We start from the raw sequence: 18172 nt of genomic DNA on the forward strand, positions 1-18172 counted from the left end.
GCGCATTCCTGAAAGAATGCGCCTTTTTACGTTAAGAGACCCTCACAGACTTTGATCAGGGATCCGGGAGAGACATGCTTCAAGATATTCGGGAAAATGCCCAGGGCACCATTGCCAAAATCATCATTGGCCTTCTGATTGTTTCACTTTCTATCTGGGGAATGGACGCGATTGTCGGTGGTTTTTCCGGCGAGCCTGAAGTGGCGACGGTCAATGGGGAAGACATTACCGAGAGGGAATTCCTCCGGGTTGTACAGATTGAGAGTCAACGCCGCCTGTCCGAGATGGAGAATCCAGATCCGTCGTTGCTGGATGAGGATCAGGTTCGTCAGGATGTTCTCGATGCCCTGATCCAGCAGAAAGTGATGACCCTGAACGCCGAAGACCAGGGGCTGGAACTCTCTGATGCCGATATTGACTCCCTGATCACCCAGATGCCCCAGTTCCAGGTAGACGGTACCTTTAACCGCGACCGGTTTGTCTCTGCGGTCAGGAATATGGGAATGGGCGTTGCCGAGTTTCGCGAAACCATGCGCAAGCAGTATGTGGTGAACCAGATCCGTGCCGGTATCTCTCAGAGTGGCGTAGTGACGGATGAAAATGTGGCCCAGTTGCTGCGCATCCAGAACCAGACCCGTGACTTCCGTGTGACGACGCTTTCTGCAGACGCTGTGAGCGATCAGGTGGAGGTGACCGAGGCCGATGTGGAAGCGTACTACGATGAGAACCAGGACGCCTTCAAGCTTCCTGAGAGCGTGGATGCCAGTTACATTGTTCTGTCACTGGCAGCACTTGCCGAAACCATCGATGTCAGTGATGACCAACTGCGTGACTATTATGAACAGCGGTCCTCTGAGCTGGCCCGCGAAGAACGACGTGCCTCACACATCCTGATTGAGGATGGAGAGAACGCTGAAGAGACCATGGCGACAATTCAGGAGCGTCTGGCAGCCGGTGAGTCGTTTGCAACGCTGGCTGAAGAGTTCTCCGTGGATACGGTCTCCGCAGAGCAGGGGGGCGATCTGGGCTTTGCTGAGCGTGGTGTCTACGATCCGGCCTTTGAAGAAGCCCTGTTTGCACTTGAAGAAGGGGAAGTATCCGATCCGGTGTCCACCAGCTTCGGTGTTCATCTCATCAAGCTTGAGGACGTGCAGAAAACCGAAGCACCCCCATTGGCAGAATTGGAAGATCAACTCCGCCGTGAGCTTGCCCAGCGTGAAGCCACCGAGCGTTTTGCCGAAGTTCGCTCAGAGCTTGCTGACCTGGCCTATGCGGCCGATGATCTGGCCGGTCCTGCAGAGGAGCTGGGTCTTGAAGTGCGGGAAAAGAGTGGTATCACCCGGAACGGGGGTGAAGCGCCCTTTGATCACGCGGGTCTGATCCGCCAGTTGTTTTCCGAGGATGTATTGACCGAAGGCTTTAACACCGAGCTGATTGACGTCGGCGATAATATGTCCGTTGTGGCGCGGGTCAGTGAGTACCAGGAGGCACAGCAGCAACCGCTTGAAGAAGTGGCCGATGAAATTCGTGCGGCGCTGACCCGTCAGAAGACTCGTGAAGCGCTCAGCGAGCGTGCTGACGCGATCATCGCTGACCTTGAATCCGGCAAGAACATTGAAGAGCTGGGGCTTGAGGAGTGGCAATCCTATGAGGATCAGCCCAGGAGCAACCCATCGCTCGGTGGTGCTGTCATGTCCCAGGTGTTTTCACTTCAGCGCCCTGGTGACGGTGACAATGTCTACGGCTCGGTGGTGTCCAATGACAGCGCGACCATCGTGGCCCTCGATGCGGTTAACGAGGGTGACGTGAACCGGGATGGTGATGAATTCCGGCAGCTTCGCGGTTTCCTGGCATCGCTTGAGGGGCAGCGCGAGTATCAGGCGTATCAGCAGTTCCTCAGAGAGAACGCCGAAGTAGAACGGCCGTAACAAAAAGGCACCCGGTATCGGGTGCCTTGTTGCATTGCACGAGAGGCCCGGGCAACGCCCCGGGCTTTTTTAGTTGGCTTCGTCGATGTAGATTTCGGGGGTCTCCCCGCGTACATCGAAGTAGAACCCATAGGTACCGGTCTCGGGCGGGGTAAAGCGGAAGTTTTCGAAGACCGCGGAGCAATTAGTCTTTACCGGTTTGTTCAACTGAACATCCTTGTCTTCTTCCGACAGATAGCCGCAATTGGTGCCTGACGTCCAGTTGGCATCACCAAACTTGAACTCGTAGGGTTGCCCGTCAGCCTTGAGTTCCACTTCCGTGCGATAGAGCTCGTTGTCCACTTTCTTGACCTTGTATTCCGGCAGTGCATCCCACCAGGCAAATTGCCCACGTAGATACAGGGATTTGCTGTAATCGCGTTCACCACCGGTGGTGGCGCAACCGGCTGTGATGGCCATAACCGAGGCCAAAGCCAGCGTTGTGAGTTTCCTGTTCATGATTGTCTCCTTTATGGTTGCTGGCCCCATGGGTCTGTTCTTCCATGGGGCCGCCAGGGCCGTTGTCAGCGGCCTTATCGATTGAATACAGCCACTGACAGGGCCGGTACCGTGAAGGTGCCGTTCGCTGCCGCAGCGGTCTGTTCCGGGGAGGTGTCCGCCATCACGGAGAAGGCCTCACTAAGGCTGGTGTCCAGTGCCTGTTGGGTCCCTGTGCTGTTGATCACCACGACGATCTGATCCACGTCGCTGTCCAGATCGGTCAGGCCGTTGTCGGGGCCATCGTCCAGGCTGAAGGCAATCACGCCGGGTACCTGGCTGGGACCGGTGTTGTGGAACGCCAGCCGCTCACTGACCTGTTCAGCGGTGCGTAGACGGAAAAGCTCGCTTCCGCTACGAACGGTCAGCAACTTCTCGACCTGCTTGCGGGTGTAGTCGATCTCGCTTGGCGTTGGGCCGGCCGGGAACTGGCCGATAATCTCGGTGATCAGGTCCCAGTTCGCGCCGTCTTTGTCCTGACGGGGCAGGCCACGATTCCAGGCGGTTTCCTGGTAACTGAAGTCGACTTCATTAAACCAGTCGCCGGAATCGTAACTGTCCCTTTCCATGGATTTGGAACGCAGCAATTCCGAACCCATATGGATGAAGGGAATGCCCTGGCTGAGGATGGGGACGGAAAGGCCCACCACCTGCATCTGGGCACGTTCCTGAAGCGTGGCGGCGAAATCCGCCTTGTACTGGTTGTTGTCCCAGAGCGTCTGGTTGTCGTGCTTGGAGACGTAGTTGATGATTTCCTGGGGGTCGCTGGTATACCCGGCACTCTGACCGTTGTAATCGATCTCCGCGCCGGTTCTGGTGGTGCCATCGGCGGTGACCAGCGAATAGTCGCTCAGGCTAGCGGCGATGCCGACGCGGATCCAGTCGCTGATCTGCAGCAGGCGGGTTTTCTCAGCGTCACTGCCGCTGTTTCGGTCGTTGGGGATGCTGAACAGACCATTGCTGAAGCCCTGGTTGGCGCGCAGTGCGTCACCGCCATCGAAGGGGCCGCCACCACGTACGGCGTCACGCAGGCGATCGTTGAAGGAGCCGATGCCCGTTCCGGCCATGTTCGGCTGGATGGCGTTGACGCCACGCGCATTATTGGCGACTTCACCGAAGTTCCAGCCCTCACCGTAGAAGTAGGTGTCTGGATCGACCGCAGTTACGGCATCCAGTGCCTTTTCCATGTTCGACAGCATGTGATGCCCCATCAGGTCAAAGCGGAATCCGGAAATGCCGTACTCCGACGCCCAGGTGACCAGGGAGTCGATCATCAGCTTTTCCATCATCCGGTGCTCGGACGCGGTATTTTCACAGCAGGTTGACTGCTCAACAACGCCGGTTTCGGGGTTCTGGCGGTGGTAGTAGCCGGGGACCAGTTTGTCGAGAACCGACTTGTCGGCAAGCCCGGAGGCGTTGGTGTGGTTGTAGACCACATCCAGGACCACGTTCAGGCCCAGATTGGTGGCGGACTGCACCATTTCACGGAATTCCCGTATCCGGGTCACGCCGTTGGCATCAGAGGCATAGCTGCCCTCGGGAACGGTGTAGTGCACCGGGTCATAGCCCCAGTTGAAGCTGTCGAGGCCACGAAAAGTGCCATACAGCGCCTGGGCATCGCCGGTTGCAGGGTCGAAGGATGCCAGGACCGTGCGGATGGTGTCGCCACTGCCGCAGAGGCCCGCATAGTTCGCTGCGGCTTCGTCAGACAGGTCGCACAGTTTGCTGAAGTCGTCGTCGATATTGACCACCTCGGCCGGGTTTTCGTTGATCGTTGCGATATCGAAGGACGGCAGCAGGTGGAGGTGGGTGATGCCGGCGTTCGCCAGGCTTGCCAGGTGAGTGACGCCATCGCTGGTGGATTCCGTAAAGGCGGTGTACTTGCCCCGGTTGGCAGCTGCAACGGTTTCGTCGGTGGCGCTGAAATCGCGAATATGGGCTTCATACACCACGACATCCTCGGGTGCCTGCAGTGTCGGTGGGGTCAGGCTGTCCCAGTTGGCCGGTTTCAGGTCGCTGTCAGCCAGGTCGACGACCTGCGCATACACGCCATTTTCGGAAAGGCTCAGGGCATAGGGGTCCGATGTCATGGTGGTTTCGATGGCATCGGTACGGGGGTGGTAGACCGTCACCTCATACTGGTAGAGCTTACGGTCGACATCCGCGGTGTTGCCGGTATGCCTCCAGACACCGTTATCCCGGGCCATGTCTACCGGATAGCCGCTCACCATGCTGCCGTCGGCATTGAACACGTGCAGGCGCAGGCTCTGGGCCGTTGGGGCCCAAACCTCAAACCTGGTATCGGCACCGCTAACGGTTGCGCCCAGAGTGCCGTCATAGGCATAGAGATCGTCGAGCACACCCGGGATCTGAAGGCGGGTAGCCGATATCAGCTCATCATTGCCATTATAAGCGCCGGCAATCAGTTGGCCGCGCAAAGCGTCCATTTTGGTCTGACTGTCTGTGTCCACGCTGTAGGCCGGCCAGCCCGCAAGATGGGGGAAGGCCTCTTCCAGCTCTGGCGAGAGGGTGGTTGCGCTCAGCGCAATAACGGTGCCCCCGTTCAGGGCTTTATTGGCGTTATCGACAGTGATGCCGGCGCCAGCGTCATATCGAAGTTCGACTCGGGTTGCCGCGGCGGTGTCGGCAAAGACGAGCGTATTGGCATCCAGCCAGTGAGCCTTGGCGCCGTTGATGGCCAGTTCCTCGGCTTCGATCGGGTCGGGGGAGAGCAACTGACTGCCGCTGATCGTGAAAATGCGATTGCCCAGGGCACCAAAGTGCCAGCGCTTATCATTATCACCCAGGTCTTTCTCATCGCCCTTGTGCATGATGAAGTTCATGCAGTCGCCGCCGTCGCGCATGGGAATGATGTAATAGGCGCCGTAGGTGTCGTTCACGCCGCTGGCGGTGTGTGGGTCGGTCCACTCGGTCGGCACGCCTTCCGCCAGGCCATCGCAACCGGCTGCGGCGTCGTTCCAGAGATGGAGCCCCCAGCCGTCATAGTCACCGGCGGGGCGTTTGTAATAGAGGATGGCTTCGTTGTCGCCGGGTTCCAGCAGGGCGGTGGAGTCCCCGCCTCCGCCGTCGCCGGAATCGGAAGGTGAGCTGTTGCTACCGGAGTTGCAACCGACAAGAGCCAGGGACAAAGCCAGGGCCCAGCCGCCTGCAACCAGTTTATGGTCAGGCATAACGCGTATCCTTTTTCCATTGTTGTTGTTTGGGGTGTTGCTTGCGAACCGGCAGAACCTGTACGCAAACGTTGCAGGATCATGGTTGCGCGAAGAGCTCGGCCACACATCCTTCGGCAACGGACTTTTGCGGGCGTAGTCTGAGGGGCGTATGGGGAGTAGAGAATAGAGGAGTGGTGCGTATAAAAAAGGGCCGGCTGAAAAGCCGGCCCAAGCCGGCCCAAGGAGGTCCAACGAGAGTGTGTGGTGTTTAGAGCCTTACCACCAGGTTTCGATCTGGGCACCGATCTGGATGTCGCCATCGATGCCCTCACTGCGAGCGGCTTCCGCCTGATCGCCAAAGAACGCTGCGGCGTAGGCGCGGATCACCGGGCGTGCCCAGTAACCGGGACCGGCACTCCACTGCTGCGCAATGGCTACCTTCTGCAGATCGGTCTCTTCGTCGTTATAGGGCTGGTGCACGTCCTCGTAGCCAATTTCCAGAGCCGTGCTGGTCACGGAGTTCCAGTTGTAGATCGGGCGAGCAACAACGCTCAGGCGGGTGGGTTCTTCTTCATTGATCGGGCCGTAGGTTTCACCTTTGGAATACAGGGCGGAGTAGCCAAGCTCCCACGGGCCACCGAGTTTGATTACACCATGGTTCAGAACCCGCCAGCTCTTCTCAAGCGTACCGGGGTAGTAGGGCCCATTGAGGCTTGAATTGCCACCCTGGTTATTGAATGCTGCTTCGCCCAGTGAGTCGGTCGCATACTGCAGGACGAACTTGTTAAAGCCGCCCATAAAGCCCGTCGCAAGCTCAACGGTACCAAAGAAACCATCCTCGTCCATGATGTCGGCCGCTTCCTGCTCATCGGTCAGGTCGGCCATGCCATAGATGCCCGCCAGTGTCAGCGTGCTTTCGCCAACCGGGAAGGCGTAGCGCAGGTCCAGCTTGTTGTTCTGAACGATGGTGTCGCTTTCCTGCTTGTCAAAGTTGATCCATGCAGCGGAGAACTGGCCAGCACCGGCCTGAATGTTTTCAACGCCGGCACCGTAGCCGGAGTTGTTAATATAGTACAGGTCCAGCTGGTGCACGTCGTGACGCTTGTAGTAGCGCTTGCCAGCCCAGAGCGTGGCGCCAGGCAGAGATTCGATGACGTTGGTGCCGGACACGTAAAGCTGACGCACCGCTACTTCGCCGCCGCTATAGGGGTTGCCGTTGTTGCGAGTGGTTTCCTCACCGGCAAAATCGACGCCGTTGACATCGTCGGCGCCGTCAAATGCCTGGTAGTCGTTACCCTGGTTGATGGCTTCGTAGGAGACCATGGAGTCGAAGCGGAACGTTTTACCGTCCTGGCTGAAGAGCTGGTCACCAAAGGCCAGTTCCGCATAAGTGTCGCATTCGTCTGCAAGGCGTCCGACAAAGTGGCCGTTGGCACCGCTACCGAAACAGGTTTGTTCCCCGCCACTGCTGGTGTTGGTGGAAAGGCCTGAGCGGGCGTAACCGTGGAACTCAACGGCGATGGCGGGCGTAGCCATGATGGCAGCTGTGACCGCAGCCGCAAGCGGGAGTTTGTTCGGGAAAAAGCGCTTATTGTTTTGCATCATCTGCATCCTGTGCTTTTTGTCTTTTTTGAATGTCAGGGAAGCGGAAGTTCCGACATCGTGTCGTGGACAGTCAGTTCCGGAACAGGCCTCCGGTTCCCTTGATTGCAGCTTCTGCCAATCAGACATTGGGAAACCGGATTTCATAGTCCTGTAACGGGTGGGGTAGTGCATCCTCCGCCCTGAAGAAAAAGGGGGGTGAGTTTTCAGGGGGAGGAGGGGCGTAGAGGGATGAGATGCTAAATCAGTGGTTTTGCTACCTTTAGACTGTGTGGTGCTCAGGTCGTCGGGAAGCGAGTTGGTTTCAGGCTTTCCTTGATTTTTTTAAGGTGGCCCAGGAAGTCTGCACCGCGCTTGAGAGTCACGCCGGTCGCGAGGATATCGATCACCGTCAGGTGAATAATGCGGGAGGACATCGGCATATAAACCTCAGTGTCTTCCGGCGCGGTTACCTCGATGACCACGGTGCAGACCTCCGCCAGCGGAGAACCGGGCATGGTGATGCCAATAACGGTAGCGCCGTTGGTGCGCGCATGCTGCGCAATCTCGACGGTTTCGCGGGTGCGCCCGGTGTAGGAAATCAGCACGATGACATCGCCCTTGGTGGCCCCCGCGGCAACCATGCGCTGCATCAGGGCGTCATCGTACGACATGACCGGGATATTGAAACGAAAGAACTTATGCTGGGCATCCATGGCAACGGGTGCGGAGCCGCCCATGCCGAAGAAGTTGATCTGCTTGGCCTGGATCAGATAGTCGATAGCCGACGCCAGTGCTTTTGGGTCAAGGGCCTGACGTGCCTTGTCCAGGCTGGCGATGGTGCTGAGCATGATCTTGTCGGAGAACTCTGCGACAGTGTCGTCGGGTTCCACATTCTGGCCAATATACGGTGTGCCAGTGGCAATGCTCTGGGCCAGGCGTATTTTAAAATCAGGAAAGCCGGTGGCTGAAAAGCCGCGACAGAAACGATTAACGGTTGGCTCACTGACGTCTGCTGCCCTTGCCAGAGCGGCAATGCTGTATCGGGTGGCGGCACTTGGGTCGCGAAGAATCGCTTCGGCAACCTTGCGCTCCGATTTATTGAGCGTGTCCAGTCTTAGCTGGATATCTTCGAGCAGGTTGTCATCGCGTTGCGCCTGGTTCGCAGCCATTTGGGATACTCCCTGAATCATCGGCGTTCTTGTGAAAATCCGCGCTGATTATAGCGTGTTTTTGGGAGGTTTGTGGTAGTAAAAGTGTCATTAATTCGAAAATATCCTTGGAAAACGTCATATTTGGTGTCATTATTTGCATAAAATTACTACATTGATGCCTCGAGTCGTGCAGTAGTGCGCTGCTGCATGAAAACAAAGAGAGAAGGAACCGATGGCTGATCCGATAAATACCCGCTGTGACCTGATGATGTTTGGTGCGCTTGGTGACCTGGCGCAACGCAAACTGTTTCCCGCGCTGTATCAGCTTGAGCGTGCGGGGCTGCTCCATAAGGGCACTCGTATTTTAGCAATCGCGAGAAACAAGGCAGACAGCAGCGAGGTTCGCAAGATCCTTCTTGGCAAGTTGAAAGAGCACGTCAAGAAAGTCGAATTTGACGCCGAGGTGGCTGAGCAGTTCCTGCGGCGCGTGGATTACCAGTTCCTCGATTTTGCCAACCCTGATGGCTACGGTGCCCTCAACGACTGGCGCAGCACTGAACCCAGCAACCTGATTGTCTACATGGCGACACCACCAGCCATGTACGGCGAGATTTCGCGTAACCTCAGGGCAAACAACTGCTGTGATCACAACACCCGGGTGGTTGTCGAAAAGCCAATCGGTCACGACCTGGAGTCGTCCAAGGTCATCAACGATGAGTTGGGCGAAGTCTACAACGAAAACCAATTGTTCCGTATCGACCATTATCTGGGTAAGGAAACGGTCCAGAACCTGATCGCGCTGCGATTTGCCAACAACCTCTTTGCCTCGCAGTGGGACCAGAATCATATTTCCCACGTCGAGATATCCGTGGCTGAGAGTGTAGGTATCGAAGGCCGATGGGGCTATTTCGACAAAGCCGGTCAGGTTCGCGATATGGTGCAGAACCACCTTCTTCAACTCCTGTGCCTGATCGCCATGGATCCACCGTCGGACCTGTCTGCAGACAGTATCCGCAATGAGAAGGTGAAAGTGCTGAAGGCGATGCGCCGCATCACTCCGGACATGATGGATACCCATGTGGTGCGCGGGCAGTACACCGCTGGCACCAGTGGCGGAAAGCCCGTGCCGGGCTATCTGGAGGAAGAGGGCGCGGCGCGCGGCAGCAAGACCGAAACCTTTGTGGCCCTGAAAGCCGAGATCGATAACTGGCGCTGGTCTGGCGTACCGTTCTACATCCGTACGGGTAAGCGCCTGCCGGAGAAGCTGTCGCAGATCATCATTCACTTCAAGCCGGCGCCACACTACATCTTTGATCCGGATCAGAAGCACCTGGCGAACAATAAACTCATCATCCGCTTGCAGCCGGACGAGGGCATGTCCCTGCAAATTCTGACCAAGGACCAGGGTCTGGATAAAGGTATGCGCCTGCGCCAGGGGCCTCTGGAACTGACGTTCTCGGAAACCTTCGAAACCGATCGTATCCCGGACGCCTACGAGCGCCTGCTCTGGGAGGTCATGAAAGGCAATCAGTATCTGTTCGTCCGTCGCGACGAAGTGGAACACGCCTGGCAATGGGTTGACCAGATCATGCGCAATTGGGACGACAGTGGCGTGCCGCCAAAACGTTACGCCGCAGGTACCTGGGGCCCGGTTGCCTCCATCGCCATGATTACCCGTGACGGAAGGAGCTGGTATGAAGATGCATGACCTGAATCTGCCGGAGTCAGTGGATGCGTATTTTTTCGACACCCCTGGTGATACGGCGGTTGCGCTGGCGGATGCAGTCGCAAAACACCTCTCGGAACGGCTGCTGATTGCACCCCGCGCCAGTCTGGCGGTGTCTGGCGGCTCAACCCCGCTGCCATTTTTCGAGGCCTTGCGGGAGAAGCCGTTGGATTGGGCGCGCATTGACGTGCTGCTGGCGGACGAGCGCTGGGTCTCCGAAGACGATAACGACAGCAATACCCGCCTGGTGCGGGAAAGTCTGTTACAAGGCCCTGCCTCGGAAGCCCGGTACCTGTCCCTCAAGCAGCCAGGCGACACGCCGGCTGACGGCTTGGCGGCCGCGGAAACAGCCCTTGAGGAGCTCCATCTTCCGCTGGATGTGCTGATCCTGGGTATGGGCAACGACGGCCATACGGCGTCATTGTTTCCAGATGCGCCGGAGTTGGATCAAGCCCTTGATACGGATTCGACCGCCATCGTGGCCCCCATGACGCCACCTTCCCAGCCCCAGAAGCGCATTACGCTGACGCTGCGTGCCCTGAGCCGTGCGGGTTTTACGGCATTGCACCTGAAGGGGGACGACAAGCTGGAAACCCTGCAGGGTGCCTGCAGCGATATCGAAAACATCCGCGAAATGCCCATCCGCGCTTTCCTGAAACCGGGGCTGCAGGTTTATTGGAGCGCTTAAGGCTGTTCGCCCGAGATTTGTTATACCGGAGATATGTATGAACCAATTGTCTGACTTCCACCGCGAGCGCGTCCAGGCGGTCTTGAACGCTTCCCCGCTTGTTCCGGTGATTACCATTAACCACCCGGACGAAGCGCTGCCACTGTGTCAGGCTTTGGTTGATGGTGGCATTCGAGTACTGGAAATCACCTTGCGTACCCCTCATGGCGTGAAGGCCATTGAGCAGGTACGAAAAGCGATCCCGGATGCCTGGGTTGGGGCGGGCACGGTCACCAGTATTGCCCAGTACCGGCAGGTTGAAGCCGCCGGCGCCCAGTTCGTGATCACGCCGGGTGTCACCGAGGCCATTCTGGAATTCGGTGTGACTTCGGAAGCGCCGTTGCTGCCGGGCATTTCAACGATTTCGGAGCTGATGGTTGGCTACAACCTTGGCTACCGTGAATTCAAGTTCTTCCCAGCCGAAGTCGCCGGCGGCATCCCCGCCCTGAAGGCGTTCTCTGGTCCCTTCCCGGACGTCGCTTTCTGCCCGACCGGCGGTATTCGCCGCAACACTGCCAAGGACTATCTGGCCCTTAAGAACGTCTCGGCCGTTGGTGGTACCTGGTTGACCCCTGGTGATGCCGTTGCTTCTGGCGATTGGGGGCAGATTTCTGAGATTGTTCGTGGGAGCCTTGCTGACCTTTAAGTTTTCCTATTGGTCTGTAGCCTGATTGATTGGAGTTTTCGCGGTTGGTGGCAGGGCCGTTCGGGAAACGCTACGAGCACATCCATGTGCGCTTGGAATTGGCCATCCGTGGCCAATTACATTCCCGAACGGCCCTGCCACCAACCGCTTGTTCTGACTCTTAAGATAGCGCTTTCGGTGCTTTGGTCATGTATAAGGTGTGGATACGGCAAGTGTTTTAAGCAGATATAAGATTCGGCACGAATAACACGAACGCTAAAAGTGCTGTCTGGCGACAACTGGTCAGTTCAAACAAGAGGCTGCGGGGCGGGGCTTCCCAAAATGTAATTGGCCAAGGATGGCCAATTCCAAGCGCACATGGATGTGCTCGTAGCGGTTTTGGGAAGCCCCGCCCCGCAGCCTCAAGGCACCAAAACCATCAGGCTACAAAAGACGACACCTCCCAATTCCCGTCTAGCGAATATCAGCCCCAACACGAACAATCTTCATAGTGTTCGTGCCGCCCTGGGCATTCACATAATCGCCCTTGGTAATCACCACCAGGTCACCCTCTTTGACGGCCCCCATCCGAACCAGCTCAGCCACCGCGCGCGAGTTTGTTTGCTCGGGCGGAATCGTCGCCGAATCAAAGGGTACCGTCTGTACACCACGGAACATCGTTACCCGATGCTGGGTAGAGTGATTGCGCGAGAAGGCAAAAATCGGAAGGCTGGATTTGATGCGCGACATCAGCAGGGGAGTGGCACCGGTTTCCGACATGCAGATAATCGACGTCACACCATCCAGGTGATTGGCCGCGTACATGGCAGACAGGGCGATCGCCTCATCCACATGCTCCATGCTTTCATGAATGCGGTGCTTGGACTGATGCATCGACGGATGCTTTTCTGCGCCCATGCAAATTCGCACCATGGCTTCCACCGCTTCCGTGGGGTAGTCGCCGACCGCCGTTTCTGCTGACAGCATGACCGCGTCGGTGTAGTCCATCACCGCGTTCGCCACGTCGGAAACCTCCGCCCGGGTCGGCATCGGGTTTTCGATCATCGACTCCATCATCTGGGTGGCGGTAATCACCACCGTGTTCAGGGCGCGGGCGCGGTTGATGATGTGCTTCTGAACGCCCACCAGCTCGGCGTCGCCAATCTCAACAGCTAGGTCGCCCCTGGCCACCATAACCGCGTCCGACGCATCGATGACCGCATCCAGGGCGGCGTTATCGTGGGCCAGTTCCGCGCGTTCAATCTTGGCAACCAGGCGTGCTTCCGAGCCAGCTTCCTTCAGCAGGCGGCGGGCAACGTGCATGTCTTCGGCGGTGCGTACAAACGACACCGCGACATAATCGGCGCCCAGGCGGGCGGCGGTTTTGATGTCCTGCTTGTCTTTCTCGGTCAGGGCTTCGGCGGAGAGGCCGCCGCCGCGCTTGTTGAGGCCCTTGTTGTTGGACAGGGGGCCGCCGATAAGAACGCGGGAGGAGATGCTGGTGCCGTCAACGGACTCGACTTCCATCTCGATGCGGCCGTCGTCCAGTACCAGGATGTCGCCTGGCTTGACGTCTTCAATCAGTTGCTCGTAGTCAATGCCGACGCGCTCTTCATTGCCGGCTTCCTTGTCCATGCTGGCGTCCAGGATAAACTGCTGGCCGGCCTTGAGGGTCACCTTGTTTTCCGCGAAGCGCGCGATACGAAGTTTTGGCCCCTGGAGGTCGGCGAGCAGGGCGACAAACCGGCCGTTGGCGGCGGCAGATTCCCGCACCCGCAGGGCGCGTTGGATGTGGTCTTCCGCACTGCCGTGGGAAAAATTCAATCTCGTAACATCAACACCTGCAGCAATAATAGCTGACAGTGATTCCGGTGAATCGGTGGCGGGGCCGAGAGTGGCGACGATCTTGGTGCGCCTTAACATGGTTCCAGTTTCCTTTTGTTTTTCAGTGAAGCTTTCCGGTTGTGCTGGACGAAATGGCAGGTGAGCAGAGTTACTGGCTCGCCTTTTTCATCAGTGCAACAGCGTTGTCGAGCATCCGGTTGGAGAAGCCCCATTCATTGTCGTACCAGGCCATGACTTTCGCGTGACGGCCCATGGCCCGTGTGTGATTGGCGTCGAAAATGCTGGACAGGGCGTTGTGGTTGAAGTCCACACTAACCAGTTTCTCTGCGTTGTAGCCAAGGACCGGGTTGTTTTCCGCTGCAGCTTTCACGACCTCGTTGATTTCTTCCACGGTGGTGTCGCGGCTGGCGATGAAGCCGAAATCCACCAGGGAAACGTTGATAGTAGGAACCCGCACGGCCAGTCCGTCAAGTTTTCCGGACAGTTCCGGGATCACCTTGCCAATGGCTGCGGCTGCACCGGTTTTTGTCGGGATCATGGACTGGGTGGCCGAGCGCGCGCGATACAGGTCAGAGTGGTAGACGTCGCTCAGTTTCTGGTCATTGGTGTACGAGTGGATCGTGGTCATCAGGCCACTCTCAATGCCAATTTTCCTGTGCAATGCTTCAACAACCGGTGCCAGGCAGTTGGTGGTGCAGGAGGCGTTGGAGATGATGTTGTGTTCGGCGGTCAGAACGTCGTCGTTGACCCCGTAGACAACCATCGCGTCGGCGTCAGAAGAGGGGGCTGAGATAATGACTTTGCGTGCGCCGGCTTTGAGGTGACCCTCTGCCTTGTCACGGGCGGTAAACAGGCCAGTGCACTCGAAGACCACATCCACATGGTAGTCTTTCCACGGCAGTTCTTCGGGGTTACGGATGGCGGTGATGGCGATGCGGTCACCGTTGACGGAGAGTGATTCGGCATCGTGGTTCACAATGCCGTTGAAGCGACCGTGAACGCTGTCGTATTTGAGTAGGTGAGCGTTGGTTTCCGCGTCTCCCAGGTCGTTGATGGCAACCACCTGAAGCTCATTTCGGTAGTCGTTTTCATAAAGTGCGCGGAGAACATTGCGGCCAATGCGACCAAAGCCGTTAATTGCGATACGAATAGTCATGTTCTGGCTCCAGATTTGTTTGTTTATTGTTCGTTTCAGTTTCTGATGTAGTAAATATAACAACAAATAATGGAAAAATGAATGACTGGCGGGTGAAAGTAGCAAAAAAAGAAAGTAAACTTACGGGAATAAAAAAGTAATTAGATAACAAGTTTCAGGAGACCCACTATGCACCCGACCGTAGACGCGGTTACCAAGCGGATCATCGAGCGCAGTCGCGCTACCCGGCAGGATTATCTGGACAGGATGGGCGAGCTCAAAGCCCAGTCACCCCAGCGCAGCACGCTGTCCTGCGGCAACCTGGCTCATGGCTTTGCCGCCTGTAACCAGTCCGATAAAGATACCCTCAAATTCATGAACAAGGCCAATGTGGCCATTGTCTCCGCCTACAACGACATGTTGTCGGCCCACCAGCCTTATCAGGACTTTCCGGACGTGATTCGCAAGGCGGCCAACGGAATGGGCTCGGTGGCGCAGTTTGCCGGTGGCACTCCGGCCATGTGTGACGGTGTGACCCAGGGCCAGCCGGGCATGGAGCTGAGCCTTTTTTCACGCGACACCATCGCCATGAGTACGTCGGTCGCCCTGAGTCATAATATGTTCGATGCCACCATGTTGCTCGGCATCTGCGACAAAATCGTTCCTGGTTTGCTGATCGGGTCGCTGAGCTTCGGCTACCTGCCGACTATTCTGGTACCGGCTGGTCCCATGCCGTCTGGGCTGCCCAATAAAGAGAAGCAGCGCATTCGCCAGCTCTACGCCGAGGGCAAGATCGGTAAAGACGAGCTGCTGGAGGCGGAATCCCAGTCCTACCACAGCCCCGGTACCTGCACGTTCTATGGTACCGCCAACAGTAATCAGCTTCTGGTGGAGGTGATGGGGCTGCATCTGCCAGGGTCGGCCTTCGTGAACCCGGGTACGCCACTACGTGAAGCCTTGACCCGTGAGGCAACCGAACAGGTTATCCGGCTGTCCAAGCCCCACGGAGGCACGTTGGGTCTGGGCGATATGGTGGACGAAAAGAGTATCGTGAATGCGCTGGTGGCGCTGCTGGTGACCGGTGGCTCCACCAATCACACCATTCACTGGATCGCCATCGCCCGAGCCGCCGGCATCATTGTCGACTGGAACGACTACTCCGAGTTGTCATCGGCGGTACCTTCGATGACGCGTATTTATCCCAACGGCCAGGAAGACGTGAACGCCTTCCACGAAGCGGGGGGAACGCCGTTCCTGATCCGTGAGTTGCTGAGTGCCGGTCTGCTTCATAATGACGTTGAGACGGTTGTGGGGCATGGGCTGGAACAGTACGCACGAATGCCGGAACTGGAGAATGACAAGCTGGTGTGGAAGCCGGCGCCTGAGAAAAGTGCCAAGCCGGATGTGCTGAGTACGGCGGCGGAGCCCTTTGCGCCGGACGGCGGGTTGCGGGTTCTGGATGGCAATCTTGGCCGTGGAGTGATCAAGGTGTCGGCCGTGGCGGAGGAGCACCGCGTAGTGAGGGCACCGGCTGTTGTGTTCAATGACCAGAACGAACTCAAGGCGGCCTTCGATGCGGGTGACCTCAACCGCGATTGCGTTGTGGTGGTCCGGTTCCAGGGCCCGAAAGCCAACGGCATGCCTGAATTGCACAAGCTGACGCCGTACCTTGGTGTGCTTCAGGACCGTGGCTATAAGGTTGCGCTGGTTACCGATGGTCGCATGTCCGGGGCGTCCGGTAAGGTGCCGGCAGCCATACACGTCTATCCTGAAGCAGCGAATGGTGGGGAGCTTTGCCGCGTGCGCAATGGCGACGTGATCAATCTGGACGCGGTTGCCGGAACACTGGAGATTGAGGTGTCGGCTGAGGAATTTGCCAGCCGCGAGGCGGAAAAAGCGGACCTGAGCAGTTATCATCACGGCCTGGGCCGGGAGCTGTTTGGCTGGATGCGTAAAGCCGCCAGCAACCCGGAAGAGGGCGCCAGCTTTTTCTGGAATCACGACGCATGACGAAAGACAACTACTCGCTGGTAGGAGACATCGGGGGTACCAACGCCAGGTTTGCTCTCGTTCGCTCCGGTGACGTTACCCCTGAGGCTGTTGAAGTCCTTGCCTGCGGGGACTACGACAATCTTGATGCTGCCATCGTTGATTACCTTGCCCGCTGCGGCGTAGGGGAGGTGCAGGATGTCTGTCTTGCGGTAGCATCGCCAGTCCAGGGCACCCAGGTGCGGATGACCAACAACCACTGGCGTTTCGACAGCGAGGAGGTTCGCAGGCGGTTTGGTTGGGGCGCGTTCAAGGTGATCAATGACTTTACTGCCATGGCCCTCGGGGTACCCCATGTCAGTGCCGATAAGCTGGTCCACGTTTGCGGCGGCCCGGGCAACGCGGCGCGCCCCCGGCTGGTTATCGGCCCGGGCACCGGCCTGGGAGTGTCAGGGTTGGTTCCGTTGCAGCATGGCTGGGTGCCGCTGATGACTGAGGGTGGTCACGTGGACTTTGCCCCGACAGACGACACCGAGATGGCTATCCTGCGGATTCTGAAGGCCCGGTTCGGTCGCGTTTCCGTCGAACGTATCCTGTGTGGTCAGGGTTTGCTGAACCTTTACCAGGCCCACGCGGAGATACAGGGCGTGGCCGCCCCCCTGGATGCGCCGGAGAAAATAACCGCCGCCGCGTTGGATCAGTCTGATCTGCTTGCCCGCCAGACTTTGCGGCACTTCTGCGAGATTCTTGGGCGCGTTGCCGGCAATGGGGTTCTGACTCTCGGCGGCACTGGGGGTGTTTACCTGTGCGGAGGCATTCTCCCCAGGTTCATCGATTTCTTCCTGGAAAGCCCGTTCCAGAAAGGTTTCGAAGACAAGGGGCGGATGCGTCCCCTGCTGGAATCAACGCCGGTTTACGTGGTGATGGATGGGTACACCGGTTTGTTGGGGGCTGCCGAAGCGCTGGCCAACCCGGAAGTGTAGTCCGGCGCTCATTCACAGGTAGTGAATGAGCGTATCCCTCTCAAAGCGGTATTGGCGGTTATACACGCCCTTGTCTGAGCGTTTCCCCGCCGCCAGTACCATGGTCACCAGGCCCTTTCGCGGTAGCTTCAACAGCCGTCTTACCCGGCATTCGTCAAAGCCTTCCATGGGGCATGAATCGTAACCGTGGGCCCTCAGCGCCAGCATCAGGTTTTCAGCCGCAAGTGCGGTGGATTTTGTGGCCCAGACTTTCATCTCACTCTTTGAATAGGGGCCCCTGGGAACAGGGCGGGAAAGGCCTACAAACAATCCGGCGGCTTTCTTGGCGGCACCGAGCAGGCCGAAAGGCCCCTGGTTGTAGTGGATGGGTGCGATTCTGGAATAGTACTTCTCGACGATGCCCGGCAGCTTTTCCTCCGGCCATTGTTCCAGCGCCATACGGGAGTGCTCTCGCCAGGTGTCAGTACGGGCGACTACGACAATCAGTAGGGGAGCGGTTTTGGCCGCGTTCTGCCCAAGGCAGGCGTCGGCCAGACGCGTTTTGAGGTCTGGGGTCCTGACCACGAAAAATTCCCAGGGCTGAAGATTGCTGGAATTTGGCGCCAGCATGGCCAGCTCAAGGCAATCATCCAGCACGTGTTCCGGCACTGGCTCGTCGGTAAATCGGCGTACTGAACGCCGGCTGCGAACAACCTCGCGAAACGCATTCAGGGTGGCGTTGGAGTCAACATCTGACTTGGCATTCATGGGCGGAGCAGTCCTTGTGCCG

Annotated in this window: 13 protein-coding genes; 6 read left to right on the forward strand and 7 right to left on the reverse strand. The window is 57.8% G+C overall.

The window, feature by feature from the left end:
- Positions 1-74 precede the first annotated feature (74 nt).
- Entirely contained in the window at positions 75-1928 is a 1854-nt protein-coding gene (locus tag SIC19_RS17570; protein ID WP_127401573.1) for a SurA N-terminal domain-containing protein, read from the forward strand.
- 69 nt (positions 1929-1997) lie between these two features.
- Here SIC19_RS17570 and SIC19_RS17575 read toward each other — a convergent pair whose 3' ends face one another.
- From SIC19_RS17575 to SIC19_RS17590, 4 genes are all read right to left on the reverse strand, one after another.
- Entirely contained in the window at positions 1998-2426 is a 429-nt protein-coding gene (locus SIC19_RS17575) for a hypothetical protein (protein ID WP_036205099.1), read from the reverse strand.
- A gap of 74 nt (positions 2427-2500) precedes the next feature.
- Positions 2501-5656 carry a pullulanase-type alpha-1,6-glucosidase gene (gene pulA, locus SIC19_RS17580; protein ID WP_127401571.1) on the reverse strand — a complete coding sequence of 1052 codons (3156 nt, stop codon included), beginning with the start codon at positions 5654-5656 and terminating at the stop codon, positions 2501-2503.
- A 258-nt stretch (positions 5657-5914) separates the two neighbouring features.
- Positions 5915-7243, reverse strand: a complete 1329-nt coding sequence (locus SIC19_RS17585; protein ID WP_412535549.1) for a carbohydrate porin — start codon at positions 7241-7243, stop codon at positions 5915-5917.
- Positions 7244-7518: 275 nt separating this feature from the next.
- Positions 7519-8391: a MurR/RpiR family transcriptional regulator gene (locus tag SIC19_RS17590; protein ID WP_036205103.1), complete on the reverse strand. Its 873-nt coding sequence runs from the start codon at positions 8389-8391 to the stop codon at positions 7519-7521.
- A 214-nt stretch (positions 8392-8605) separates the two neighbouring features.
- Here SIC19_RS17590 and zwf point away from each other — a divergent pair, with 214 nt between their 5' ends.
- The 3 genes from zwf to SIC19_RS17605 are packed head-to-tail and all read left to right on the forward strand — an operon-like array spanning position 8606 to position 11472.
- Complete coding sequence (zwf, locus tag SIC19_RS17595) at positions 8606-10081, forward strand: glucose-6-phosphate dehydrogenase (RefSeq protein ID WP_041335525.1); 1476 nt, start codon at positions 8606-8608, stop codon at positions 10079-10081.
- Positions 10074-10787 (forward strand): 6-phosphogluconolactonase, encoded by a 714-nt coding sequence (gene pgl / locus SIC19_RS17600; protein WP_082040657.1) that lies wholly within the window; start codon positions 10074-10076, stop codon positions 10785-10787. Before zwf ends, pgl begins: the two co-directional genes overlap by 8 nt.
- 37 nt (positions 10788-10824) lie before the next feature.
- The gene (locus SIC19_RS17605; protein WP_127401570.1) at positions 10825-11472 is read left to right on the forward strand and encodes a bifunctional 4-hydroxy-2-oxoglutarate aldolase/2-dehydro-3-deoxy-phosphogluconate aldolase; all 648 of its coding nucleotides are present in this window, start codon (positions 10825-10827) and stop codon (positions 11470-11472) included.
- Between the two features lie 453 nt (positions 11473-11925).
- Here SIC19_RS17605 and pyk read toward each other — a convergent pair whose 3' ends face one another.
- Positions 11926-13374 (reverse strand): pyruvate kinase, encoded by a 1449-nt coding sequence (gene pyk, locus SIC19_RS17610; protein WP_041335519.1) that lies wholly within the window; start codon positions 13372-13374, stop codon positions 11926-11928.
- Positions 13375-13444: 70 nt separating this feature from the next.
- Positions 13445-14452, reverse strand: a complete 1008-nt coding sequence (gene gap / locus SIC19_RS17615; protein WP_036205115.1) for a type I glyceraldehyde-3-phosphate dehydrogenase — start codon at positions 14450-14452, stop codon at positions 13445-13447.
- Between the two features lie 168 nt (positions 14453-14620).
- On the opposite strand from gap, the gene edd reads away from it, so the two are divergent.
- Positions 14621-16441 (forward strand): phosphogluconate dehydratase, encoded by a 1821-nt coding sequence (gene edd / locus SIC19_RS17620; protein WP_127401568.1) that lies wholly within the window; start codon positions 14621-14623, stop codon positions 16439-16441.
- Complete coding sequence (locus SIC19_RS17625) at positions 16438-17403, forward strand: glucokinase (protein ID WP_041335516.1); 966 nt, start codon at positions 16438-16440, stop codon at positions 17401-17403. The genes edd and SIC19_RS17625 overlap by 4 nt, the downstream gene beginning before the upstream one ends.
- Before the next feature lie 12 nt (positions 17404-17415).
- Here the strand turns inward: SIC19_RS17625 and SIC19_RS17630 are convergent, their stop codons facing one another.
- The gene (locus SIC19_RS17630; RefSeq protein ID WP_041335514.1) at positions 17416-18150 is read right to left on the reverse strand and encodes a nitroreductase family protein; all 735 of its coding nucleotides are present in this window, start codon (positions 18148-18150) and stop codon (positions 17416-17418) included.
- Positions 18151-18172 lie beyond the last annotated feature (22 nt).

Source organism: Marinobacter sp. MIT930201 (assembly GCF_047122665.1).
In the GTDB taxonomy this organism is placed as follows: Bacteria; Pseudomonadota; Gammaproteobacteria; order Pseudomonadales; family Oleiphilaceae; genus Marinobacter; species Marinobacter salarius.